Annotated in this window: 24 protein-coding genes; 13 read left to right on the forward strand and 11 right to left on the reverse strand. The window is 32.4% G+C overall.

From position 1 onward, the window contains the following. Positions 1-6: 6 nt before the first annotated feature. The 3 genes from ACFO3N_RS11085 to ACFO3N_RS11095 form a co-directional block, all read right to left on the reverse strand. A complete protein-coding gene (locus ACFO3N_RS11085; protein WP_379797722.1) occupies positions 7-1500 on the reverse strand; it encodes a malate:quinone oxidoreductase in 1494 nt (497 codons plus the stop codon). Between the two features lie 126 nt (positions 1501-1626). Further along, positions 1627-2040 (reverse strand): Holliday junction resolvase RuvX, encoded by a 414-nt coding sequence (gene ruvX, locus ACFO3N_RS11090; protein WP_379797724.1) that lies wholly within the window; start codon positions 2038-2040, stop codon positions 1627-1629. A gap of 154 nt (positions 2041-2194) precedes the next feature. Then, on the reverse strand, positions 2195-2827 hold the full coding sequence (locus ACFO3N_RS11095; RefSeq protein WP_095930926.1) for a PAS domain-containing protein: 633 nt from the start codon (positions 2825-2827) through the stop codon (positions 2195-2197). A 263-nt stretch (positions 2828-3090) separates the two neighbouring features. Here ACFO3N_RS11095 and ACFO3N_RS11100 point away from each other — a divergent pair, with 263 nt between their 5' ends. Then, positions 3091-3906, forward strand: coding sequence for a 2,3,4,5-tetrahydropyridine-2,6-dicarboxylate N-succinyltransferase (locus ACFO3N_RS11100; RefSeq protein ID WP_248726233.1), 816 nt, complete (start codon positions 3091-3093; stop codon positions 3904-3906). 70 nt (positions 3907-3976) lie between these two features. Here ACFO3N_RS11100 and ACFO3N_RS11105 read toward each other — a convergent pair whose 3' ends face one another. Next, a complete protein-coding gene (locus tag ACFO3N_RS11105) occupies positions 3977-4723 on the reverse strand; it encodes a glycosyltransferase family 2 protein (RefSeq protein WP_379798155.1) in 747 nt (248 codons plus the stop codon). Between the two features lie 126 nt (positions 4724-4849). Between ACFO3N_RS11105 and ACFO3N_RS11110 the strand changes: the two genes are divergently transcribed. Both ACFO3N_RS11110 and ACFO3N_RS11115 read left to right on the forward strand, forming a co-directional pair. Next, complete coding sequence (locus tag ACFO3N_RS11110; RefSeq protein WP_379797726.1) at positions 4850-5914, forward strand: glycosyltransferase family 9 protein; 1065 nt, start codon at positions 4850-4852, stop codon at positions 5912-5914. A gap of 18 nt (positions 5915-5932) precedes the next feature. Continuing rightward, on the forward strand, positions 5933-6703 hold the full coding sequence (locus tag ACFO3N_RS11115; protein WP_379797728.1) for a glycosyltransferase family 2 protein: 771 nt from the start codon (positions 5933-5935) through the stop codon (positions 6701-6703). On the opposite strand, the gene ACFO3N_RS11120 is transcribed toward ACFO3N_RS11115, so the two are convergent. After that, on the reverse strand, positions 6684-7448 hold the full coding sequence (locus ACFO3N_RS11120) for a lipopolysaccharide kinase InaA family protein (protein WP_379797730.1): 765 nt from the start codon (positions 7446-7448) through the stop codon (positions 6684-6686). The genes ACFO3N_RS11115 and ACFO3N_RS11120 overlap by 20 nt on opposite strands. An 82-nt stretch (positions 7449-7530) precedes the next feature. Between ACFO3N_RS11120 and ACFO3N_RS11125 the strand changes: the two genes are divergently transcribed. The 3 genes from ACFO3N_RS11125 to ACFO3N_RS11135 all read left to right on the forward strand — a co-directional run bounded on the left by ACFO3N_RS11125 (position 7531) and on the right by ACFO3N_RS11135 (position 11120). Next, on the forward strand, positions 7531-8607 hold the full coding sequence (locus ACFO3N_RS11125) for a glycosyltransferase family 4 protein (protein ID WP_379797732.1): 1077 nt from the start codon (positions 7531-7533) through the stop codon (positions 8605-8607). A gap of 87 nt (positions 8608-8694) precedes the next feature. Then, positions 8695-9666 carry a WaaS/CpsH family glycosyltransferase gene (locus ACFO3N_RS11130; protein ID WP_379797734.1) on the forward strand — a complete coding sequence of 324 codons (972 nt, stop codon included), beginning with the start codon at positions 8695-8697 and terminating at the stop codon, positions 9664-9666. A gap of 392 nt (positions 9667-10058) precedes the next feature. Next, entirely contained in the window at positions 10059-11120 is a 1062-nt protein-coding gene (locus ACFO3N_RS11135; protein ID WP_379797736.1) for an acyltransferase family protein, read from the forward strand. 105 nt (positions 11121-11225) lie between these two features. Here the strand turns inward: ACFO3N_RS11135 and ACFO3N_RS11140 are convergent, their stop codons facing one another. Continuing rightward, entirely contained in the window at positions 11226-11945 is a 720-nt protein-coding gene (locus ACFO3N_RS11140) for a hypothetical protein (RefSeq protein WP_379797738.1), read from the reverse strand. A gap of 218 nt (positions 11946-12163) precedes the next feature. Here ACFO3N_RS11140 and ACFO3N_RS11145 point away from each other — a divergent pair, with 218 nt between their 5' ends. Next, a complete protein-coding gene (locus tag ACFO3N_RS11145) occupies positions 12164-12733 on the forward strand; it encodes an L-threonylcarbamoyladenylate synthase (RefSeq protein WP_379797740.1) in 570 nt (189 codons plus the stop codon). A 277-nt stretch (positions 12734-13010) separates the two neighbouring features. Here ACFO3N_RS11145 and ACFO3N_RS11150 read toward each other — a convergent pair whose 3' ends face one another. Further along, positions 13011-14135, reverse strand: a complete 1125-nt coding sequence (locus ACFO3N_RS11150) for a cysteine desulfurase family protein (RefSeq protein ID WP_379797743.1) — start codon at positions 14133-14135, stop codon at positions 13011-13013. An 87-nt stretch (positions 14136-14222) separates the two neighbouring features. Between ACFO3N_RS11150 and ACFO3N_RS11155 the strand changes: the two genes are divergently transcribed. Continuing rightward, positions 14223-15212, forward strand: a complete 990-nt coding sequence (locus ACFO3N_RS11155; protein ID WP_379797745.1) for a hypothetical protein — start codon at positions 14223-14225, stop codon at positions 15210-15212. A gap of 149 nt (positions 15213-15361) precedes the next feature. Here the strand turns inward: ACFO3N_RS11155 and ACFO3N_RS11160 are convergent, their stop codons facing one another. Further along, positions 15362-15913, reverse strand: a complete 552-nt coding sequence (locus ACFO3N_RS11160) for a Smr/MutS family protein (protein ID WP_379797748.1) — start codon at positions 15911-15913, stop codon at positions 15362-15364. 1 nt (position 15914) lies between these two features. Then, positions 15915-16088, reverse strand: a complete 174-nt coding sequence (locus tag ACFO3N_RS11165) for a hypothetical protein (RefSeq protein ID WP_008462622.1) — start codon at positions 16086-16088, stop codon at positions 15915-15917. A 126-nt stretch (positions 16089-16214) separates the two neighbouring features. Here ACFO3N_RS11165 and ACFO3N_RS11170 point away from each other — a divergent pair, with 126 nt between their 5' ends. Beyond that, the gene (locus ACFO3N_RS11170) at positions 16215-16481 is read left to right on the forward strand and encodes a DUF2752 domain-containing protein (protein WP_379798157.1); all 267 of its coding nucleotides are present in this window, start codon (positions 16215-16217) and stop codon (positions 16479-16481) included. Between the two features lie 83 nt (positions 16482-16564). Here ACFO3N_RS11170 and ACFO3N_RS11175 read toward each other — a convergent pair whose 3' ends face one another. Further along, on the reverse strand, positions 16565-17266 hold the full coding sequence (locus ACFO3N_RS11175; RefSeq protein WP_095930940.1) for a DUF1003 domain-containing protein: 702 nt from the start codon (positions 17264-17266) through the stop codon (positions 16565-16567). A gap of 190 nt (positions 17267-17456) precedes the next feature. Here ACFO3N_RS11175 and epsC point away from each other — a divergent pair, with 190 nt between their 5' ends. The 3 genes from epsC (at position 17457) to ACFO3N_RS11190 (ending at position 20258) form a co-directional block, all read left to right on the forward strand. Further along, positions 17457-18248 (forward strand): serine O-acetyltransferase EpsC, encoded by a 792-nt coding sequence (epsC, locus tag ACFO3N_RS11180; protein WP_095930983.1) that lies wholly within the window; start codon positions 17457-17459, stop codon positions 18246-18248. Between the two features lies 1 nt (position 18249). Beyond that, positions 18250-19137, forward strand: coding sequence for a cysteine synthase CysM (gene cysM / locus ACFO3N_RS11185; protein WP_095930941.1), 888 nt, complete (start codon positions 18250-18252; stop codon positions 19135-19137). Positions 19138-19271: 134 nt separating this feature from the next. Beyond that, positions 19272-20258 carry an aldo/keto reductase gene (locus tag ACFO3N_RS11190; protein WP_379797752.1) on the forward strand — a complete coding sequence of 329 codons (987 nt, stop codon included), beginning with the start codon at positions 19272-19274 and terminating at the stop codon, positions 20256-20258. Between the two features lie 64 nt (positions 20259-20322). Here the strand turns inward: ACFO3N_RS11190 and ACFO3N_RS11195 are convergent, their stop codons facing one another. Then, entirely contained in the window at positions 20323-21198 is an 876-nt protein-coding gene (locus tag ACFO3N_RS11195; RefSeq protein WP_379797754.1) for a sensor histidine kinase, read from the reverse strand. A 330-nt stretch (positions 21199-21528) separates the two neighbouring features. Between ACFO3N_RS11195 and rlmD the strand changes: the two genes are divergently transcribed. After that, on the forward strand, positions 21529-22941 hold the full coding sequence (gene rlmD, locus ACFO3N_RS11200) for a 23S rRNA (uracil(1939)-C(5))-methyltransferase RlmD (protein ID WP_379797756.1): 1413 nt from the start codon (positions 21529-21531) through the stop codon (positions 22939-22941). The last annotated feature ends 1 nt before the right edge of the window (position 22942 follow it).

A 22942-nucleotide genomic window follows, 5' to 3' on the forward strand; every position in this document is an offset into this window, starting at 1 on the left:
AGAAGATTAATTTAATTTTAAAACTTCTGCTGTTTGTTTCCTAAGCTCTTGTAAAAGTTCTGGCTTATCATTTAAAGTCTGACCGTAAGAAGGAATCATTGTTTTTAATTTTGCTTGCCATTCTGGTGTTTTAATTTGATGCGCAAAACATCTGCTGATCAAATCAACCATAATCGCTACAGCTGTAGAAGCACCTGGAGAAGCACCTAATAAAACCGCCAACGTTCCGTCATGCGTATTAATTACTTCGGTACCAAATTCTAAAACTCCACCATCTTTTTCATCTTTTTTGATAACCTGAACACGCTGTCCTGCTTTTTCCAATTTCCAATCTTTTGAACGTGCTGTTGGAAGATATTCGCGTAAAGCTTTCATTCTATCTTTTGGAGACTGGCGCACTTGCTGGATCAAATATTTCGTTAATGGAATATTGTGATATCCTGCAGCCAGCATCGGAATTAAATTGTTAGGTTTAATAGATAACGGCAAATCTAAATAAGAACCATTTTTCAAGAAACGAGTTGAAAATCCTGCAAATGGACCAAAAAGAAGTGCTTTTTCTCCATCAATTACACGAGTATCAATATGCGGAACAGACATTGGAGGAGCTCCAACACTTGCTTTTCCGTAAACTTTTGCTTGGTGTTTTGCAATTACCTCAGGATTTGTACATTTTAGCCATTGTCCGCTTACAGGGAAACCTCCATATCCATTTCCTTCTGGCACATTTGCTTTTTCTAATAAAGGAAGAGAACCTCCTCCTGCACCAATAAATACAAATTTAGTATAGGCTTTACGAGTTTTTCCTGTCGACAAATCTTTAATTTTAATTCTCCAAGATTTATCCTCACGCTGTCTTAGTTTTTTAACTTCATGATTAAAGAACAAAGAAACACCGTCTAATTTTTCTAAGTAATTGAACATACTTCTTGTTAAAGCACCAAAGTTAACATCGGTACCAATTTCCATATGTGTCGCCGCTAATCTTTCATCGGCAGTTCTGCCTTCCATTACCAATGGCATCCATTTCTGAAGCTGCTCAAAATCGGTACTGAAAGTCATATCAGAGAAAATTGGATTGCTTTGAAGCGCTTCAAATCTCTTTTTTAAATAATCTACGTTTTTATCTCCCCATACAAAACTCATATGAGGTACGCTTTTAATAAAATTATCCGGAGACGGCACTTTATTTTGCTGCACTAAGTAAGACCAAAACTGGCGAGAAATCTCAAATGACTCTGCGATGCTTATTGCTTTTTTAGGGTCGATGCTACCGTCTGCCTTTTCTGGAGTATAATTTAATTCACAAAAAGCAGAGTGTCCCGTTCCTGCATTATTCCAAGCATCAGAACTTTCAGCAGCTGCAACATCTAATCTTTCGTAAATTTCAATTTTTATATCTGGTTGTAATTCTTTCAAAATTACTCCAAGAGTGGCACTCATTATTCCAGCGCCAATGAGTACTACATCACTATTTGAACGTATGGTTTCGTCAGGCATAACAGTATTTTTATTTAAAGTGCAAAGGTACTTTTTTAATTGCAAAAAAAAACTAATTTTTAGATGATAAAAGTTAGGATTTTCTAAAAACCATTAAATTATAAATAAAAAATACGACGAACAGCGTTATTTTTTTGAGGAAAGATAATCTTGGAGCAGAATTGTAGCAGAAATTTCGTCTATCAAACCTTTGTTCTGACGTTGCTTTTTATTTAAACCGCTATCAATCATGGTTTGAAATGCCATTTTTGAAGTAAAACGCTCATCAACACGAATTACTTTCATATCGGGGAAAATATTCGAAAAATGAGTTACAAAACCATTAATCACAGAAGCACTTTCAGACGGAAGACCGTTCATTTGTTTGGGTTCACCAATCAAAACCGCTTCGACTTTTTCTTTAGCAAAATAATCTTTCAAAAAGTCAATCAAAGTATGAGTCGGAATTGTAGTTAAGCCCGAAGCAATAATCTGCATTTCGTCTGTAACAGCAATTCCTGTGCGTTTTTGTCCGTAATCTATTGAAAGAATTCTTGGCATGTTGTAATTTTTCAGCAAATTTAGTTCAAAATATTTTTGTATTTTTCCATTTCACTCAAAATAACTTTTCCAAGATAGTTTTCAATAAAAAATCCGCCTTAAAAATTCAAGACGGACTTTTATCCAAATATTCAAACCTAAAAAATAACTCAATTTATCTTCCAAACAATCGGCCAAAAAAACCTCTGTGTTCTTCTTCCTCTCCTGCATCTTCTTCTTCACTGTAATTAGCAAACTTAGATTGAGATTTTTCGTGCTCGTAAATCAGCTCCTTAATATATTCAACGTATGTTCTCTTTTTCTCTTCTAAGAATCCTATTAAATACTTTTCGCTAAATTCAACTCCGCTTGCGGCTTCAATCTGCAATAACTTTTTATATAAAGGTTCAATATGCATCGCAATAACTTCTTGCGGTACAGCTTGTCTTCTTCCGAAATAATTTACAATAACATCGTTTTCGTCTCGGGCGATTTCAAAATCTGTAATTACCCAATAGTATCTTCCAGACTTTGCAAGGTTTTTTACAATAGCGTGAAAGTTTTTCCCGTTTTTAAGATTTTCCCATAGTACTTTAAAAATAACTTTTGGCATATCGGGGTGACGTATGATATTATGAGGCTGCCCCATTAATTCATAGTCTTCGTAACCACAAACATCTACAAACACTTCGTTGGCATATTCGATAATACCAAAAGCATTTGTTTTACTCATAATAACCTGAGTTTTATCCCAGCTTACTTCTTTGTCTATAATTACTCTGTTTTGAAGGTGATTTTCTTGATTCATATTTTACTGCTTATATGATTTATTTATGGAATGGAATTGTTGATCAACACTGCGAAATTAAAGCGAAGAAAAAGCAGAAACCCTGACTTTTGTCATATTTTGATATAAAAAAAACTTCTAGTGGCAATGGTATTAGTAAAAAATACATGTTACCTCATTAACCATACAAATAAGAAACAAAAAGTTAAATCTGTAACATTTTCAAACCCTTTTACTTTTTTGCATTTCTACAAATACCTTATCTTTGCCAAAAAATTAAACGTATGAATTCTTTACAGACTATAATTGAACAAGCTTGGGAAAATAGAGCTTTATTACAAGAAACCGCAACAACTGATGCTATTAGAGAAGTTATCGAATTAGTAGACGCTGGAAAATTACGTGTTGCTGAACCAGTTGGTGACAAATGGCAGGTAAACGAATGGGTTAAGAAAGCGGTTGTGATGTATTTCCCGATTCAAAAAATGGAAACATGGGAATCTGGTATTTTTGAGTACCACGACAAAATGTTGCTAAAAAGAAATTATGCTGAAAAAGGAATTCGTGTAGTACCAAATGCTGTTGCTCGTTATGGAGCTTACATCTCAAGCGGCGTTATCTTAATGCCAAGTTACGTAAACATTGGTGCTTATGTAGACGAAGGTACAATGGTTGATACTTGGGCAACTGTAGGAAGCTGTGCTCAAATTGGCAAAAACGTACACTTAAGCGGTGGTGTGGGTATTGGTGGTGTTTTGGAGCCATTACAAGCTGCTCCAGTTATTATTGAAGACGGTGCTTTTATCGGTTCTCGTTGTATCGTGGTTGAAGGTGTTCACGTTGGTAAAGAAGCAGTTCTTGGAGCTAACGTATGTTTGACGGCATCTACAAAAATTATCGATGTTACAGGTGATGAGCCAGTTGAAATGAAAGGTTATGTACCTGCTCGTTCTGTGGTTATTCCTGGAAGCTATACAAAGAAATTCGCCGCTGGAGAATTCCAAGTTCCTTGTGCATTAATCATTGGAACTCGTAAACCATCTACAGATTTAAAAACTTCTTTAAACAATGCACTTCGCGAATACGATGTTGCGGTGTAAGCTTTAAAAAGTCTACAATATTTAAAAATCCAAATTCCAATTTATTATTAATGGAATTTGGATTTTTTTATTATTTATTTTTTTGAAGTTTAATAAGTTTAGCATATTTCATGTAAGAAAAAAAAGCCTGAATCATTGCGATTGATAATCCGTCAAGACCGTTAAAGATTCCTTTTTTAAAGAAATAGCATCTAACAAAAGCTACAGTTCCGTTCAAAACAGGTTTAAAGGCATTAATTCTTTTTCCTTGATCAAATAACTGTTGTGCATGCCAGCCCGAGTATTGATTCTTTTTAGCAATGATTTGATCTAAAGAATCCCAGCCATAGTGCAAAATATGTACAGCAACTTTTTTCTCATTTTGAGCAACAATTTTCTGATGCACTTTAGAATCTGAAGGATGCGCTGTTTGCTTATTAAAAAAACGGACTTTATGGTCTGGATACCAACCTGAGAAATCAATTAGTTTATCTGCCAAAAAGTTTTTTACTCTAAAACTCATGGCATCGTAATTTCCTTCCAAATATTTTTTCTTTAGAATAAAATCTTCTGCGTCTTTGTCTAAAAACTCATCTGCATCAAGGTTTAAAATCCAGTCATTTTTACAAAAAGGCAAACCGTGCGTACGCTGCGGACCATCTCCTAAAAATGCCTGCTGGACAACCTGCGCTCCTTTTTCTTTAGCTATTTCTACTGTGCGATCTTTGCTGAAAGAGTCTACAATAATAACTTCATCACAAACTTTAAATAAGGCATCTATACATTTTCCAATGTTTTTTTCTTCATTGAAAGTAATAACCAAACCGCTAATTCCCATTATAAATTTTAATTTGTTGACCACAAAAATATAACTTTTTAATTTAGTTTAATCTTATTACCGCCATCACTTGTGCACTTCATAAAATAGTTTGTACTTTAGCTTTCAAATTGAATAAAAAACCAGATGAGAATATTAGTTATCCAACAAAAAAGAATTGGAGACGTTTTAACAAGCACAATTATTTGCAATAACTTGAAGAGCAAGTTTCCTGACGCTACAATTGACTATATGTGTTATCCCAATTCGATTGATGTTCTAAAAGAAAATCCGAATATCGATAACATCATTCCGGTGACTAATAAAATCCGAAAATCGACTTTTGGATTCCTTAAATTCATTTTTGAGATTCGAAGAAAAAAATATGATGCCGTAATAGACGTTTACAGCAAATTAGGAACTAGTTTAATTACGTTTTTTTCTGGAGCAAAATATAAAGTTTCGTATCATAAATGGTATTCTAATATCTTTTACAATTATAGTTATGAACGTTTTGATGCCATAAAGTCAGAACATGGTTTGGCAATTGAAAATAGATTATTGCTTCTTAAACCTTTTTTTACTGAAAAGATAACGAATGTAAAACCGAAAATCTTTTTAAAAGAATCTGAAATTGCAGAAGCAAAAAGCATTTTAAAAAGCTACAATATTGATCCTGAAAAACCTCTTATTATGTTTGGAATTTTAGGAAGCGAGCACTACAAAACCTATCCGCTTGACGGAATGGCAAAAATCATCGATTTTACAGTAGCAAAAACAAACGCTACTATTCTCTTTAATTATATTCCGAACCAGAAAGAGGAAGCTTTGGAGGTTTATAACCATTGTTCTGAAGAAACAAAAAAGCATATTATTTTCGATTTGTACGCTACAGATTTGCGTCAGTTTTTAGCAATACTTTCTCAATGCGAGATGTTGATAGGAAACGAAGGAGGAGCTGTAAATATGGCCAAAGCACTAGAAATACCTACTTTCTCTATCTTTACTCCTTCTGTTAGAAAAGAAACTTGGCAGTTGTTTGAAAATGAAGCGAAAAATGCTTCAATTCATTTAAAAGATTTAAAACCTGAGATTTACGAGAAGCACACCGAACAATACATAAAAGAACATACTTTTGAATATTATGCTGAATATCCGTTGGAACTTATGCTTAAAAAATTAGAGACTTATTTTCAGGAATATAAAAATTGAAAAAGCAAAGCATCACCAATGAATAGTGAAAAGCAAAAATTATCAGTATTGATTATTACGCTTAATGAAGAACATCATATAAAATCACTTCTTGAAGACATTGATTTTGCTGATGAAATAATTGTTGTTGATTCTTACAGCACCGATAAAACGGTACCTATTGTCGAGTCTTTCGAAAACGTAAAATTAATTCAGAATCCTTTTATTGATTACACCTCTCAGCGAAATTTTGCCTTAGAGCAAGCCAAAAACTCATGGGTTTTATTTATTGATGCTGACGAAAGATTAACACCTGAATTAAAATCTGAAATCGTTACTGCAATTAATGCTGAAAAAGCCGCGAGCGCTTATTTTGTCTATCGTATTTTTATGTTTAAGGAGCGCCAACTAAACTTTAGCGGCTGGCAAACCGACAAGATTTTTAGGCTTTTTAATAAATCAAAATGCAGATACAACGAAGAAAGAACCGTTCACGAAAAACTGATTGTAAACGGACCAATCTCAACTTTAAAAAATAAAATTATACATTTCTCCTACTCTTCTTATGAGGATTATAAATCGAAAATGTACAATTATGGAATTCTTAAAGCCAATGAAAAATTTGCAAAAGGCATAAAACCTTATTTCCCACTGCTATTTCTTCATCCTTTATACACTTTTTTGTACCAATTTATAATCCGATTGGGTTTTCTGGACGGAGGTAAAGGTGTAACAATCTGCTATCTTAATGCTTACAGCGTTTTTGTTCGCTATAAAGAGTTAAGAAGAATTACTTCTTCCAGAATTTAAGTTTCTTTTTCAGACGTTTTTTTCGATAAAATTTTTCTTGAAAATCTGAAGTATCTTTCCATAAAGTATTGAAAATCTTCTCTTCAGGTTCATTATAATATTTAGCATATTCGTTACTCATTGTTGCAACCATTTCTTTTAATGGAGTCAAACGGCATAAGTTTTTCATACGAGTTTCAAAAGACATTGTAGTATGAAATTCCATTCTGTTCAAATCAACTAGAAAAAAATCATAATTTCCGTTTGCATTCTTTTTTATTAAAGTGTTTCCTGGAGAATGATCTAAAAATTCAATTCCCTTTTCATGAAGATCAAAACTGAATTTGGTAAATTGTCTTAGAATATTATCACGATCCGGATAATCAGGCACTTCTACAAGCTCTCTGTAAGTTAAATCAGCATTTAAGTGTTCGCTCACGTAATAGCTGTCTTTTAACCCAATACTATTAAAATTTTCAAGAAATGCAATAGGTTCAGGAGTTCCTATTCCTTTTTCTAATAATATAGTTGCATATTCAAATGAACGTCTTGCTTTTGATTTTCTAAAATACCTATAAGCAACTTTATTAATTAAGTTTGGAATTTTAAATGATTTTATGTTTATAGTTTTACCATTTAAATCAAACAGTTTTATTTTATTACGATCGCCATTTCCAAAAAGAATTCCTGCATTATTAAAATCTTTAATACTGTCTAGAATGGAGTCTGTATTATTCTTGAAAATTGCATTTACTTTAAAATTCATCAGTATATTTTTATTAACTACAAAAATACATATACAATCTAACACTTCAAATTAATATTGTATTTTCGTAAAAAAATAAAGGATGTCACAACAAAAGACTGTTTTTCTAGAAACCCATAACATAAATAACAGAGCTACTGGTTTAGGAACTTTCAATTATGAATTAATAAAAGGTTTATCTCAGTTAGAATTTGAAAACTTAAAACTAACATTAAACGCTACGGATATAAAATTTCTTGAAAGCGAGTTTGGAAAAAAATTCAATTACAACAAGTACAATAATTTATCACGAATGAAATTCTTTAGAATTCGTAAAAAATATGACTTATGGCATTCTGTAAATCAAAACATAAAAGTTGAGCCTTTTACAAAAACAAAGTATCTACTTACAATTCACGATGTAAATTTTACCGAAGAAGTATCTTCTGATATTAATCATAAAAGAAACAAACTTTTTTTAGAAAAGCTAAATAAAGCAACTGCTGTTACCTACATATCAGAATTTGCAAAAAAACAAACGCACCAATATTTTAATGTTCCAAACATTCCAGAATATGTTATCCACAACGGAAATCCAATCACCGAATTTCTAGACACATCTTCATACGTACCAAATGTTCCTACAGATAAGCCTTTCTTTTATACAATTGGTGATTTTATTGAAAGAAAAAACTTTGAATCAATCATCAACATGATGAAATTAATCAAAGATTACAATTTAATTATTTCTGGTAACAATGATAAAAAATACGGCGAAAAAATAAAACAGCTTATAAGTCATAATGGCTTAACGGATCAAGTTTTTTTAACGGGAAAAGTAACCGATCAAGGCAAACAGTTTTTTATGAAAAATTGTACTGCATTTCTTTTTCCTTCAATCAGAGAAGGTTTTGGCCTACCGCCCATCGAAGCAATGAGTTTTGGAAAACCAACTTTTTTATCTGATAAAACTTCTCTACCCGAAATTGGAGGGACTGCTGCAAAATACTGGTCAGATTTTGATCCTGAAAATATGAAAACAGTATTATTTGACGGATTAAATACCTATGAAAATAATAAAAATGAAAATGAATTGTTTTTTAAACAAAGAGCAGCAAGTTTTAATTGGAAAACAGCTGCAGCAGAGTACCTAAAAGTATACAATGAGATTTTAATGTAAAATTACAAAAAAACAATCAACTAGTACTAAGTAAAATATTACAAATTATACCTATAAAATTGAGTTAGAAACAAATCAAGCTAATTAATGAATATAACACTAGTAAGCCTAGATAATTTAGGAATGAACGAATGCATTTCTTCAGCTCTAGAAAAACAAGGACATAATGTACGCCATATAAATTTTAGAGATTATAGATACAAATATCCTTCTGTTTTTCACAGGGTTTATAATTTTATTTTGAAAGCTTTTTTTAAAAAGAATCTAAAAACCCTACATCACGGGAAAGAAATACTGAAAGAATTAGAAAAAAACCATGAGATTCAAGATGTAATTCTAACTATAAAAGGCGATTTTATTGATTCTAATAGTATTTTAAAATTTAAAAAATTCACTAAAAAATCCATCGGCTTTTTTAATGACAATATTTACCGCTGTCCAAAAATTAAACGAGTTATTCCTAGTTTTGATGAAGTCTATTCATTTGAAAAAGAAGATTGTGCAAACTTTAATTTGAGTTTTGCTCCTAATTGGATTTATACGAAAAACACATCTTCTAATAAAGAAATTCCCGCAGAATATGGTGTTTTTAATATTAGCACAATAGATAAAAGGCTTTCTACCTTAATTCGAATAGCTAACGAATTAAAATCTAAAAATATAAACTTCAAGTTTATTGTTTACGATAAAAAAAATGAGCCTAAAACAGGAACTGATGGCATTACGTATATTAACAAGCATGTGCCTTTATCAGAAGTTAATGACTACGCAGATCGATCGAAAGTACTGTTAGACATTCATAGAGATGGACAGATTGGATTAACTTTTAGAATTTTTGAAAGCTTAGGACTGGAAAAAAAAATTATAACAACAAATCACGATATTAAAAACTACGATTTTTACAATCCAAATAATATTCTGATTATTGACAAAAAAAAACCGGTTATACCTGTGGCTTTTTTTGAAAATGAATACGAGAAAATTCCAGATTCCATTTTGCATCAATATACTATCGAAGGATGGTGCGAGAACGTAGTTTTAAAAAAAAGCAGTATTTAAAAAAACTTTCCTCAAATTAAAATTTCATTGTCATAATTGCTTTTTCATTTTAAATATCAATTTGAGGCTAAAAAGATTTTTACGTCTTTGTATTTTACTATCTGATAACATTTTTAACCCTATACAATCTTTTTTTCATCAACCCTTTACTTTAAATTATTATTTTTTTTTTTTACAGACTATTCTTTCAATAATTATTTAGGATTGAGTATGTTTGCAAAAAAAACAATAATATCTGTTCATTTTTTCAAGTTAAGAATTGAAACAACAGTATACTTTATCACACAGTAAAAATGAATTTCACCATTTACGCATTTTTTATTCCAATTCTAGTTGTTTTAGTACTCTCCGTTTTGCTCGTAAACAAAATAATAAGAATCGATCTTCCAGAAATGAAATATCCTGAAATTGACGGGTTACGAGGCTACTTGGCTTTTTTTGTTTTTTTGCATCATGCGTTTATCTGGCAAGTATTTCTAAAAACTACAGATTGGAAAGATCCTGAATCTAATTTATTCAATCAATTTGGAGAAACTTCAGTCGTCTTCTTTTTCATAATTACTAGTTTTCTATTTACAACCAAATTACTCACTAATAAAACTAGAGAAATTGACTGGTCAAACTATCTTAAATCAAGATTTTTAAGGCTTTTCCCAATGTATATTTTTTCTATAATTGTCATTTTTATTCTAGTGGCCTGCTTGACTAATTTTAATATTAGAGTTCCATTTTCAGAGAACTTAAAAAGTGTTCTTTCCTGGATATTTTTTAACGTCAGCAAGAAAAATTCAAACTTAAATGGCTTAGAAAATACTTTTATTCTAAATGCTGGAATTACTTGGACATTGCCTTACGAATGGGTTTTTTACTTTTTATTACCTCTTATTGCATTGTTCTTTAAAATAAAAATCAACTATAAGGCTTTAATCGGTTTTACAATTACCGCCGCAATAATTATGGTTATAAACAAATCGTCATTAAGGCATTTTATGCCTTTTGTTGGCGGAATTTGTGTTGCATTATTAATAAATACAAAAAAGTTTAATACGATTTTAAAACAAAAAAAGTACACCATATTAGCACTGTTATTATTAGCTGTTTCAGTCTATTTTTTCAACAGCGGCAGAAAACCATTTCCAATTATATCAGCATCAATCGTATTTTTAATAATTGCTTCTGGAAACAATTTTTTCGGAGTTTTGTCAAGTGCATTTTCTCGCAAATTGGGTCAAATTACTTACAGCATATATTTACTTCATGGTATTTTACTTTTTATTATATTTTATTATATAATTGGTTTTGAAGAAGCAAAAGCATTAACTAATATTGAATATTGGTCTATTATTACATTATCAATCATACCTTTAATTCTTATTTGTCAACTTAGCTTTAAATATATTGAACATCCTTTAATGAGTTTAACAAAAAATAGAAATAAAAAAAGTCAGTTATAATAAAAACTGACTTCTAAAAAAACTTATCATACAACTAAAAAAAAAATCGGTTCTCAAATAGAAAACCGATTTTTTTTATTAGTTGTATATTTTTTTTACCAGAATCTATTCTATAACTACCATATTCATTTGGAAAGATTCTACTCTCAATCCTTGTCCAGTAGTTCCTGCAATTTCACCATTATTTACATATGGCATCCAACCAATGTTTTGAACATAAACCCTGTAAACAACCTGATTTGCAAAACTTGCTGGAACAAAAATTTGAAAAGCTTCTGCTCTACGTTCTTGCCCTGTAGTTCCTACAACATCTCCCAATCCCACATATGGCAACCAACCGTGCCCTTGTACATGGGCTCTAGCCTGAAAAAATGGTATAGAAGACGCATTTGAAAATTGAATTGCCTCTAATCTTCTGCTTTCTCCCATTGTACCGACTGGTGTACCAAGTATAAACCAAGGTAACCAGCCATGCCCGTTTTCCGGTTTCCCAGTTACATGGGCTCTGTATTGAAATGTAATTTGAGCTGCAGATTTAGCAGAAGAACTAGATGATTTTCCAGCAGAACCAATTAATTTCATCGTTCCATTATCATCTTTATACTTAGCAGTCAAAGAAGCTGCCTTATCATTCTCATTTGCTTTTTTAAGATTAGAAATTATTTTTTCAAATGCCTCAGTTTGTATTGCTGTAACTATAGTACCATCTGTATTTTTCATAGATACTTCTTTTTTATCAGCAACAGATAAAACTTGTTCTTCATCATTATTACTACATGAAAATAACGATGCGGCAATTAAAACACTAAATAATAATTTTTTCATTTTTGGGTATTTTTAAGATTAAACGTATAAAAATTTACACAAAATTAAGAATAAATTTACTTTTTTAAAAAAAATATCATTAAAAATAAAAAATATATTACAAAAATAAAATTAAAAAAGTAACATCAAAATTTATGTAGCGAATTAATGATAAATTAATAAATATCTAATTCGGGAATTTGAATTATTATCTTTGCCAAAATAAAAGTCTTTTTCTAATGGAAAATATCAATCAAGAAATTATAAACGCATACGAAGTAATCAAAGAAGGCGGAATCATTCTTTATCCGACAGATACAGTTTGGGGAATTGGCTGTGACGCTACAAACCCAGAAGCTGTTGCTAAAATCTACAAATTAAAACAGCGTGCAGAAACACAAAGCATGATTGTTTTAATGAATGGCGAAAAGATGCTGTACAATGTGTTTAAAGAGATTCCTGAAGTTGCATGGCAAATCTGGGATTTATCGGAGAAACCAACTACTTTAATTCTTGATGATGCTAGAAATGTTGCTCCAAATATTATTGCTGAAGACAAATCGCTAGGAGTTAGATTGGTAAAGGAACCTTTCTGCTTCAAATTGATGGAGAGAATGAAAAAACCTTTGGTTTCTACTTCTGCTAACATTTCTGGACAACCGACACCAATAGCTTTCAAGGACATTAGTCCAGAAATTATTAATGGTGTTGATTATGTTGTAAAATTAAACCAAGACAAAATAAACGGGAAATCGTCTACGATAATCAAATTAACTAAAGATTCTCAGGTAAAAGTTATACGCAAATAGCTTTTTTGTTTCAAGTTTCAGGTTTCAGGTTTCAAGTTTCAAGTTTCAAGTTTCAGGTTTCAAAAACTTTGAGTTTAGTTTTTACCGCAAAGTACGCAAAGAAGCTTTTGTTGAGAATCTAAATAGAGTAAAAAAGTTCGCAAAGCTTTATCAAAACAAGCTTTGCGAACTTTTTCATTTTAATGGCTCTAAAAAAACTTAGCGACCTTTGCGTAATTCTTAGCGCACTCCGCGGTTAAAAAAACTTAGAATCTCAGCATCTCAGAACCTTAGCAACTTATACCGTTTTCAAGCTCTCGATAAGCCAATCGATATCTTCTTTGGTGTTGTAATGACTAAATGAAATTCGGAGATTTGGTAATTTTAAATCGGTCTCCGAAAGCATTTCGTTTAAAACGTGCGATGGTTTAATACTTCCAGACTGGCAAGCGCTTCCTCTAGAAATAGCAATTCCTTTCATATCTAAACTAAAAAGCAACATCGAAGTTTTGTCTGACGAAAATGGCAGAATGATATTGATAATGTTATAGAAATCTTCTTTTTTTCCGTTAATTCTAAAATTTGGAAAATGAATTTCTAATTGTTCTATTAGATAATTTTTTATTCCTAAAATATAAATTCTTTCTTCCTCTAATTTTTCATAAGAAATAGACAAAGCTTTTGCCATACCAGCAATCTGATGCACCGCTTCGGTTCCTGCGCGAAGACCTTTTTCTTGTTCTCCTCCAAAAAGCAAAGGTTGCAGACCCGAATTTTTTCGAATAAAAGCAAATCCAATACCTTTTGGCCCGTGAAATTTATGTGCACTCGCCAAAATAAAATCAATAGGCGTTTTTTGCAGATCGATTTCTGTTTTTCCGATAGATTGAACTGTGTCTGAATGGAACAAAGCACTATACTGCTTGCAAATCAAACTTACACGATCTAGATCTAAAATTGCCCCCGTTTCGTTATTGACATGCATTAAACTAACCAAAGTCTTTTTTTCTTCGGATAATAAATTAGACAAATGCGTTAGATCTAAACTACCATCTGCATTTACATTTACATAATCAACTTGAATATTGTATTCTTCCTGAAGCACCCAAACAGTATGCAAAACAGCATGATGTTCAATTTTTGAAGTAATAATTCTCTCCACCTTCAAATCTTCAACAGCAGAGCGTAAAATCCAGTTGTCGGCTTCTGTTCCGCCAGAGGTGAAAATTATTTCTTGAGCAGTGCAATTTAAGTGTTTTGCAATACTCTTTCTAGAAAGTTCTAATATGGTCTTACCGTTTCGACCAAAACTATGTGTAGACGATGGGTTTCCGTAATCCTCAAGCATTATTTTTGTCATTTCCTGAATTACTTCAGGACGCATGGCAGTTGTTGAGGCATTATCTAGATATACTTTTTTCATTGCTGCAAAGTTAAGAAATATCAATTGTCAAATCTTAAATATCATTTGGCAATTTTTTCACTATTTTTGACCCAAATAAATTTTACGATGAAAAAATATGCTGCCCTCCTATTGTTCGCTCTCTTTTTGAACGGATGCGATGATGGAGATTTAACTGTAGACGAAATAGATTTTGCTGATGTACAGGAATCGTCAGCCTGTGATCCGTTAACCAATACTTTAATTTATAAACTAAAATCTCAGGAAGCGCTTTTGCTTCAATTGCCTCAAGGAGCAATTATTAATGATCAAGGAACCTACACGTATACTATTGACGCAAATGGAAAAGGATCATACCGTGTAGTTTATAGAGCTTATGACGGAACTGTAGCAAAAGATAATATTTGTGGCGCAATACCTCCTACCACTCCAAAAGTAACTGAAGAATGGAATGCCGTTGAAGGTTTGATTGAAGTTGCGACAACTCAGCTAGTAGATTCAAGTGCAACTGATGGAAGCACAAGAATAAAGGGTTACGAACATAGCATTATTTTTAGAAATATCACATTTGCAAAACCAGCAGGAAACCAAACAGAAGCTGAATTTGTGTTTGGAACATACAACACAAATGTAACTAAGGCCGATTTGACTTTCAAAACCAATCCGAATGGGTCGGCTTATGAATGTGACAACAAAACTTACAATTACAACAATTCATTTTATTTATCGATTGAAGATATCGATCCTGCTTTGATCGTAAATGTAATTACAGCTAGCAATCAACCTCGTACAAGTTTAATAACAGCAACACAAAACAAAGTATTTTACAGAACCGCATTGACAGAAACTGGATCTATTACACCAGCTTTTATTTGCGCTAAAGTACAGCCAAGTTCTCCTGCAATCGATGAAACATGGACAGGCCAACTGGGTGTAGCAAACGCAAGTGGAATTATTGAAGTAACGACGACGCGAACAGGGCAAGTTTATGAACACACGATTGTTCTTAAAAACGTAATTTTACAAAAAGGAAAAAGTAGCTTTAAACTTGGAAGCAGTTTCGTTCTTGGAAAAGTTACCAGAGATGCAACCGACTAAAAATATAGATTTCTAAAAAGAAATCAGCCGAAATAATTCTTACAAAAAAAAACGTCTGTTTTTTGTCTTGATTTAAGTATAAATCTTTTCAAAAAACAGACGTTTTTTTTATGCTTTGCAATTTATCTTTTCCCTTAAAAAAAGCGGTTTTATTTATTGTTTTGTTTTATATAAACTTCAGTTGCTCCAAGTCCATATTTTTGATAATTGGCATCTTGGAAATCAATTCCGTCATAACGGCCCAATAAAAAATCAAGTTCGGCTTTCAAAATTCCTTCGCCCACACCATGAATAAAAACGATTTTCGGAATGCGATTTCTAATCGCAAATTCAATATGTCTTTTTGCCGTTTCGGTCTGTAAGGTCAAAATATCATAGTTAGACATTCCGCGTTTATTTGGAACTAGTTTTTCGATATGCAAATCAAATTCTGGAACACCAACATCGCGTTTATCTTTCTTTTCTTTAACAAAACTTCTCGGTTTTGGCTCTGTTTTCTCTTTTGAAAATTCATCTAAATCAATTCTTTTAATAGAATTCATTAAATTACTGGTTTCTTGTATTTTAATCAGTTCATTGACCAAAAATGTCATCATGAATCCGTCCTCACTTTCAATCAAAACTTCATTGTTTTTAACCGAAATCACCGTTCCGTTTATGGCTTCATCAAGTACAGAAACCTTATCTCCTTTTGCCAGCATTCTACTCTTCTTTATCGTTATTTTTACTTGGTGTTTTAGCACTAAGCTGCATCATTCCGAACATGAAAACTACAATTGCAGCAATCATGATATAGATGTTTTTTTCCTCTGAAACTTGCTCATAAAGCGCAACCGAAATCGCAAGAATCATTATTATAATTTTAAAAGTTTTCATCCTTCCTGTATTTTAAGATTTCAAAAGTATAAAACTTTCAAGTACTTGTTCTATACCACTCCAAACGTTTGTCATATTTTTTTAGTAAAATTGCAAAAAAGATTCACCATGAGCTTAGAGAAATACATGATCCCTTGCCTATTCAAAACCTTCTTTGGTTATGACTGTTTAGGGTGTGGATTTCAGCGCTCTCTATTCTTACTTTTTCAAGGTGATTTTTTTGGTGCTTTTAAAATGTATCCGGCCATTTATACTTGTCTCTTACTCTTCCTTTTTATCGTGTTTCATTTCTTAGATAAGTCTAGAAATCACAAAAAAATCGTTTGGAACATTGCCGTGGTAAATTTCATTTTTATGCTCGGCGGCTATTATTTCAAACACTTTTATTTTTAGATTTTAGATTTTAGATTTTCTAAAAATTCGCTTCACTCCTTTTGGAATTTGGGATTTAAAAAAATTGGTATTTTAACAACTTTTTATTTCTTAATCTGATCCAAAATATCATTCATCATTTCGATTTGCACTTTCTGAATTTCGATTAGTTCTTGCTGCTGATGCATAATTAAATGATCAATTTTATCATGAATTAATCTAATCTCCAATTCCGATTTCAGGTTGATCATAAAATCTTTTTTAGCGCGATTACGATCTTTTTCTTCCTGACGGTTTTGGCTCATCATAATAACCGGCGCCTGCAAAGCTGCAACGCAAGAAAGTATTAAATTTAAAAGAATGAATGGATAGGGATCAAAACCTTTGTTTAGAAAAATATAAACATTTGAAGCAATCCAAATCGTAATAAAAACAACAAACGAAATAATAAAAGTCCAGCTCCCACCAAAATCAGCTACTTTATCGGCCACTTTTTGTCCTAAGTTTCTAGCTTCTTCCTCCTCTTCTACAATGCTTACAATCGATTTATCTTCTTTTAATGAAGAAATGACATTTTTCTCCATTGCCGAAAGTGCTCCTATTTCGGTAGAAAGATAATTTGAAATGTATTTCTGGCGGTAGACATTCAATTCATTTATAGAAATGCAATCTTCGGCATTAAAATCAGGATATTCCTTTTTAATCAATCCCAAGATAGGATCATGAATTGCTCTTCCGTAAATTTTCTCATTTTCATTAAAAGAGATCCCAGAAATTGCACTCGTAAATGTTGGCTTATTTTTCATTTTAGTATATTTTGAAAGCTAATTTACGCAATTAACTTCTTAAGAATTGCATAAATAAGAACCGTTTAGAATTTGCTTTTTATCACAAATCAAACCTCTCAAAGTAAATTTCTTTCGTTAAATCGTGATTTTATTTCCAAAAAACGCCTTACTTTTAACGTTCCAAAATTATTCATTCATTTTTACCATTGTGACAAAAGACAATATCATACAAAATATAAGAGCTTTAAAGAGCCACTCACACATAAATTACGGTATTAAAACCAAAACAGAAGACTTTACAGAAAAGCTTTTTTACACGCTTTTTGATTCGAATGCCGCACTTGACGAAAGCATTGATGAACTAGAGTTTCGCTTTAAAGAAATTGCGGTTTTGGCTTGTAAAAAACCTCAAAATTTATGCGAATCGATCTGGGATCGCTTTTTAGAGAAACTTCCTGGAGTTTTAGAAAAACTAAATCAAGATGCCGAATATATCCTTGAAAACGATCCTGCATCAAACAGCATTGATGAAGTCTACTTGGGTTACCCAGGCTTTTATGCCATTGCAATTTACAGACTTAGTCACGAATTATATCATTTAGATTTATTGTTATTCTCTCGATTAATGAGCGAATACGCACATAGAATTACAGGTACAGATATTCACGCAGGAGCCGATATTGCATCGCCATTTTTTATCGATCACGCTACTGGTATTGTAATTGGTGAAACTACCGTTATCAAGAAACATGTAAAAATCTATCAAGGTGTTACGCTTGGTGCATTAAGCGTAAGCAAAGACATGAAAAATGCAAAAAGACATCCGACCGTTGAAGCCAATGTCTGCATTTATGCCAATGCAACAATTCTGGGCGGAGAAACTGTGATTGGAAAAAACAGTGTTGTTGGAGGAAATGCATGGGTTACCAAATCTATTCCAGAAGATTCTATCGTTTTAAACACCACTACGACCGACGTTAAAATAAAAGAAAAAAAATAACATGAATTCACATAAATTATTAAACCTAATTGGCAATACTCCTTTGATGGAAACGGTCAATCTAGTTAAAAATAAAAATGTAAAACTTTTACTGAAACTAGAAGGAAATAATCCTGGAGGAAGCGTAAAAGATAGAGCGGCATACAATATGATTGCTGCAGCATTAGAAAGAGGCGATATCAAAAAAGGAGACAAATTAATTGAAGCAACCAGCGGAAACACTGGAATTGCGCTTGCTATGATTGCTCAGTTATTTGGCATTGAAATCGAACTGGTTTTACCCGAAGATTCTACCAAAGAACGTACTCAAACTATGCGTGCTTATGGCGCAACAGTTATTCTTACGCCTGCAAGCGAAGGAATTATTGGTTCTAGAGATTATGCCGATAAAAAAGTAGCGCAAGGAGGCTATTTAATGCTGAACCAGTTTGCTAATGATGATAACTGGAAAGCGCATTACAAAACAACAGGGCCTGAAATTTGGAATGATACTGACGGAACGGTAACGCATTTCGTTTCGGCAATGGGAACAACAGGAACTATTATCGGGACTTCTACTTATTTGAAAGAAAAAAATCCAAATGTTCAGATCGTTGGCGCACAGCCAAGTGACGGTTCTCAGATTCCTGGAATCCGTAAATGGCCACAGGAATATCTTCCTAAAATATTTGATGCTTCTAAAGTGGACACTGTTGTAGATGTGAGCGAAGAAGAAGCACGAGAAATGACCAAAAGATTAGCGCTGGAAGAAGGTGTTTTTGCAGGAATGAGCAGCGGAGGCTCTGTTGCAGTTGCCTTAAAAATTGCAGAACAATTAGAATCTGGAGTTGTGGTTGCCGTAATCTGCGACCGCGGTGATCGTTATTTGTCTTCGGATTTATTTGACTAAAAAGATACTAAGTTGCTAAGGTTCTAAGGTGCTAAGATTTGGATAATTTAAAAAACTTTGTGTCTTATAATCTCAGCAACTTTAAAAAAAACTTAGAATCTCAGCAACTTAGAACCTTAGAATCTTAAAAAAAAATGAACTACAGAAAACTAGGAAAAACCAATTTTAATATCTCTGAAATTTCACTTGGAACTTGGCAAGTTGGCGGAAAATGGGGATCGGGTTTTGATGATAAAACTGCCGATGAACTTTTGAATACTGCTATTGATAATGGTGTAAACTTTATTGATACGGCCGATGTCTACGAAAATGGATTAAGCGAAACTGCTGTTGGAAGAGTGGTTCGTTCTCGTTCTGAACGTATTTTTGTTGCCACAAAATGCGGACGCCAAATTAATCCGCATGTGAATGAGGGATATACGCCAAAAGTACTTCAAAAATTTGTTGAAGACAGTTTAAAAAGAACGGGATTAGAAACGCTTGATTTGATTCAGCTGCATTGTCCGCCGACTGAAGTTTACTATCGTCCAGAAATATTTGAACTTTTTGATAGACTAAAAGATCAGGGAAAAATTCTTAATCTCGGTGTAAGCGTTGAAAAAGTTGAAGAAGCTTTAAAAGCCATTGAATATTCAAACGTAACAACGGTTCAGATTATCTTCAATTTGTTTCGTCAGCGACCTTCAGAATTGTTTTTCGCGGAAGCTAAAAAGAAAGATATCGGAATTATTGCCCGAGTTCCATTAGCAAGCGGACTTTTAACAGGTAAATTTGATGCAAAAACAACTTTTGACACTCAGGATCACCGAAATTTTAATCGTAACGGAGAAGCGTTTGATAAAGGCGAGACTTTTTCTGGAATTGATTACGAATTGGGCTTAAAAGCTGTTGAAGAATTAAAAGCTTTATTTCCAGAATCTAAAAATCTAGCCGCAATCGCGTTACAATGGATTTTGAGTTTTAATGAAGTAAGCTGTATTATTCCTGGAGCATCCAAAACAGAACATGTTTTATCAAATTTATCGGTTTATGACACTCCAAAATTAACTTCAGAGCAGATTTCAGCAATGAATAAAATCTATAATGACCTTATCAAACCTTCTGTTCATCAGCTTTGGTAAATCTTTACTGTTAAAATAAAAAGGCTGTCAAGAATAAAATCTTACAGCCTTATTTTTTTTTTATTTAAACGTCGAATTCTATTTTAAATTCTGCACCTTTATTTTTTCCTTCGCTAGATGCGGTCAATCGACCTTTGTTTCTTTCTATGATTTTTTTGCACAAATACAATCCGATTCCTGTAGAACCTTCGTTTGCGGTTCCTAAACGGCTCATTTTGGTGAATTTTTTAAATAATTCCTCAATCTGATTTCGATCAAAACCCATTCCGTAATCTTTAACCGTTATAATCAATTTTGAATCTGCAGAAAAGATTCTGACTTTAATTTCGCTATCAAAATAAGAGAACTTAACGGCGTTGCTTATTAGATTTACCAATACCTGAACCAAAAGTCCCTCGTCTATTTTCAGTTTTGCTTCATTACATTCCAAAACCAAATCCATTTTTATATTTTTATCCAACAAACGCTGCTCAACTTGTTCGTTAATAAAAGGCACAATATTCGAAAACAAAACTGTCTTCACTTCTGGGTTTACTTTTACAACATCATCTTGTTCTTTTAACAATTTGATAAAATTTTCGATGTATCTAAATTGCAGTTCAGTGGATTCGCAAATTAGCTCGGCCATATTTTTAACCGATTCTGATGGTTCTTCGCTTATAATAAGCTTCGCTAAACCTTGCGGATTTCCTGCAAAATTTTTCAAATCGTGCGAAAGCATATACACTAGATCCTGTTTTTCGTTTATAAAATTCTCTGCTTCGTTAATAGATTCCTGTATGTTACACAAAAGCAGACCTGCTTCGTCTGTGTAATCTGTTGGCAAAGCAGCTATTTTTCTTGAATCTCTATAGTCATCTAATGCTTTTGAGGCTATAGCAATTGGCTTTATCAGTTTATTCAAAACCAAAAGCGTTATTGCTGTTGCCAGCAATGTCATAATTAAAGAAAAAATAAGAATAGAAGCTGAGGATACTTTATGTTCAAAAAATAGAACAAAAAACAAGATTCCGATTAAGGGAATATGTATACCGATAAAAGCAACAAATAAAAATTTGAAAGCATAACTTTTTTTAAGAAAGCTGATTTGTGAAAGTTTGTGATACAACTTCATAAAAAGATAAAAATAGCAGGTTAATATGTAATTTTATTGGGATTATTACGAAAACAAAATTAGCTTTTATCCCCAATTAAACTAATATTTTGAAGAATTTCTAAATTTTTTCTAAAATTAAATTTGTAAAAGTTTTCAAAGGCTTATTTTTGCGCTATGGGAAGAAAAAATACAGACAAAATTGTCTTTCATCAAATTCAAGTTCTTGATGCTGGTGCAAAAGGGGTTTCAGTAGCCAAAGCACCTGACGGAAAAGTTATCTTTATTCCGAATGTGGTACCTGGAGATGTTGTAGACGTACAGACACTAAAAAAAAGAAAAGCGTATTACGAAGGTAAAGCGGTAAAATTTCACGAATTATCTGAATATAGAGTAGAGCCAATATGCGAACATTTTGGTGTATGCGGAGGTTGCAAATGGCAAAATATGAAATACAGCCAGCAACTTGCATTTAAACAAAATGAAGTTAAAAATCACTTACAAAGAATAGGAAAAATCGAACTTCCGGAATTTGAAGAAATTTTAGGTTCTGAGAAACAGTTTTTCTATAGAAATAAAATGGAATTTTCTTTTTCTAACAGCCGTTGGTTAACTGAAAAAGAAATTGGAAGCACTGAAGATTTAGGGAACAGAAACGCTTTAGGTTTTCATATTCCTAAAATGTGGGATAAAATCTTAGACATCAACAAATGTCATTTACAAGAAGATCCTTCAAATGCCATTCGTAACGAAATTAGAGCTTTTGCAAACGAACACAATTTAGCGTTTTTTAATCCGAGAGAACATTCTGGATTATTAAGAACGGTTATGATTCGTACAGTTTCTACTGGAGAAATCATGGTTTTAATTCAGTTTTTTGAAGAAGATAAAGAAAACCGAGAATTAATTCTTGACCATTTATTCGAGAAATTCCCTCAAATTACTTCATTACAATATGTTGTAAACGGAAAACCAAACGATACAATTTACGATCAGGATGTCATTCTTTACAAAGGAAGAAACTACATTTTGGAAGAAATGGAAGGTTTAAAATTCAGCATTAATGCGAAATCTTTCTATCAAACCAACTCTGATCAAGCTTACGAATTATATAAAATAACACGAGATTTTGCTGGACTTACAGGAAATGAAGTAGTTTATGACTTATATACAGGAACGGGAACCATTGCTCAGTTCGTTTCTAAAAAAGCAAAAAAAGTAATTGGAGTAGAAAGTGTTCCTGAAGCTATTATTGATGCTAAAGCCAATGCAGAACGCAATAATATTACAAATTGCGAGTTTTTTGTTGGTGACATGAAGGTAGTCTTTAATGAAGCTTTTATTGCACAGCACGGAAAACCAGACGTTATTATTACAGATCCGCCTCGCGACGGAATGCATAAAGATGTTGTAGAGCAAATTTTAAAAATTGCTCCTAAAAAAGTGGTTTATGTGAGCTGTAATTCTGCAACTCAAGCACGCGATCTAGCTTTAATGGATGAAAAATACAAAGTAACTCGTGTGCGCCCTGTAGATATGTTTCCGCAGACGCATCATGTTGAAAATGTTGTACTTTTAGAACTTCGATAAA

The sequence above is a fragment of the Flavobacterium chungangensis genome (assembly GCF_042654045.1).
Lineage (GTDB): Bacteria > Bacteroidota > Bacteroidia > Flavobacteriales > Flavobacteriaceae > Flavobacterium > Flavobacterium chungangensis.

Coding starts and splice junctions, on each gene's coding strand:
- ACFO3N_RS11085 (WP_379797722.1), bottom strand. CDS start 1,500: ATGCCTGACGAAACCATACGTTCAAATAGTGATGTAGTACTCATTGGC.
- ruvX (WP_379797724.1), bottom strand. CDS start 2,040: ATGCCAAGAATTCTTTCAATAGATTACGGACAAAAACGCACAGGAATT.
- ACFO3N_RS11095 (WP_095930926.1), bottom strand. CDS start 2,827: ATGAATCAAGAAAATCACCTTCAAAACAGAGTAATTATAGACAAAGAA.
- ACFO3N_RS11100 (WP_248726233.1), top strand. CDS start 3,091: ATGAATTCTTTACAGACTATAATTGAACAAGCTTGGGAAAATAGAGCT.
- ACFO3N_RS11105 (WP_379798155.1), bottom strand. CDS start 4,723: ATGGGAATTAGCGGTTTGGTTATTACTTTCAATGAAGAAAAAAACATT.
- ACFO3N_RS11110 (WP_379797726.1), top strand. CDS start 4,850: ATGAGAATATTAGTTATCCAACAAAAAAGAATTGGAGACGTTTTAACA.
- ACFO3N_RS11115 (WP_379797728.1), top strand. CDS start 5,933: ATGAATAGTGAAAAGCAAAAATTATCAGTATTGATTATTACGCTTAAT.
- ACFO3N_RS11120 (WP_379797730.1), bottom strand. CDS start 7,448: ATGAATTTTAAAGTAAATGCAATTTTCAAGAATAATACAGACTCCATT.
- ACFO3N_RS11125 (WP_379797732.1), top strand. CDS start 7,531: ATGTCACAACAAAAGACTGTTTTTCTAGAAACCCATAACATAAATAAC.
- ACFO3N_RS11130 (WP_379797734.1), top strand. CDS start 8,695: ATGAATATAACACTAGTAAGCCTAGATAATTTAGGAATGAACGAATGC.
- ACFO3N_RS11135 (WP_379797736.1), top strand. CDS start 10,059: ATGAAATATCCTGAAATTGACGGGTTACGAGGCTACTTGGCTTTTTTT.
- ACFO3N_RS11140 (WP_379797738.1), bottom strand. CDS start 11,945: ATGAAAAAATTATTATTTAGTGTTTTAATTGCCGCATCGTTATTTTCA.
- ACFO3N_RS11145 (WP_379797740.1), top strand. CDS start 12,164: ATGGAAAATATCAATCAAGAAATTATAAACGCATACGAAGTAATCAAA.
- ACFO3N_RS11150 (WP_379797743.1), bottom strand. CDS start 14,135: ATGAAAAAAGTATATCTAGATAATGCCTCAACAACTGCCATGCGTCCT.
- ACFO3N_RS11155 (WP_379797745.1), top strand. CDS start 14,223: ATGAAAAAATATGCTGCCCTCCTATTGTTCGCTCTCTTTTTGAACGGA.
- ACFO3N_RS11160 (WP_379797748.1), bottom strand. CDS start 15,913: ATGCTGGCAAAAGGAGATAAGGTTTCTGTACTTGATGAAGCCATAAAC.
- ACFO3N_RS11165 (WP_008462622.1), bottom strand. CDS start 16,088: ATGAAAACTTTTAAAATTATAATAATGATTCTTGCGATTTCGGTTGCG.
- ACFO3N_RS11170 (WP_379798157.1), top strand. CDS start 16,215: ATGATCCCTTGCCTATTCAAAACCTTCTTTGGTTATGACTGTTTAGGG.
- ACFO3N_RS11175 (WP_095930940.1), bottom strand. CDS start 17,266: ATGAAAAATAAGCCAACATTTACGAGTGCAATTTCTGGGATCTCTTTT.
- cysM (WP_095930941.1), top strand. CDS start 18,250: ATGAATTCACATAAATTATTAAACCTAATTGGCAATACTCCTTTGATG.
- ACFO3N_RS11190 (WP_379797752.1), top strand. CDS start 19,272: ATGAACTACAGAAAACTAGGAAAAACCAATTTTAATATCTCTGAAATT.
- ACFO3N_RS11195 (WP_379797754.1), bottom strand. CDS start 21,198: ATGACATTGCTGGCAACAGCAATAACGCTTTTGGTTTTGAATAAACTG.
- rlmD (WP_379797756.1), top strand. CDS start 21,529: ATGGGAAGAAAAAATACAGACAAAATTGTCTTTCATCAAATTCAAGTT.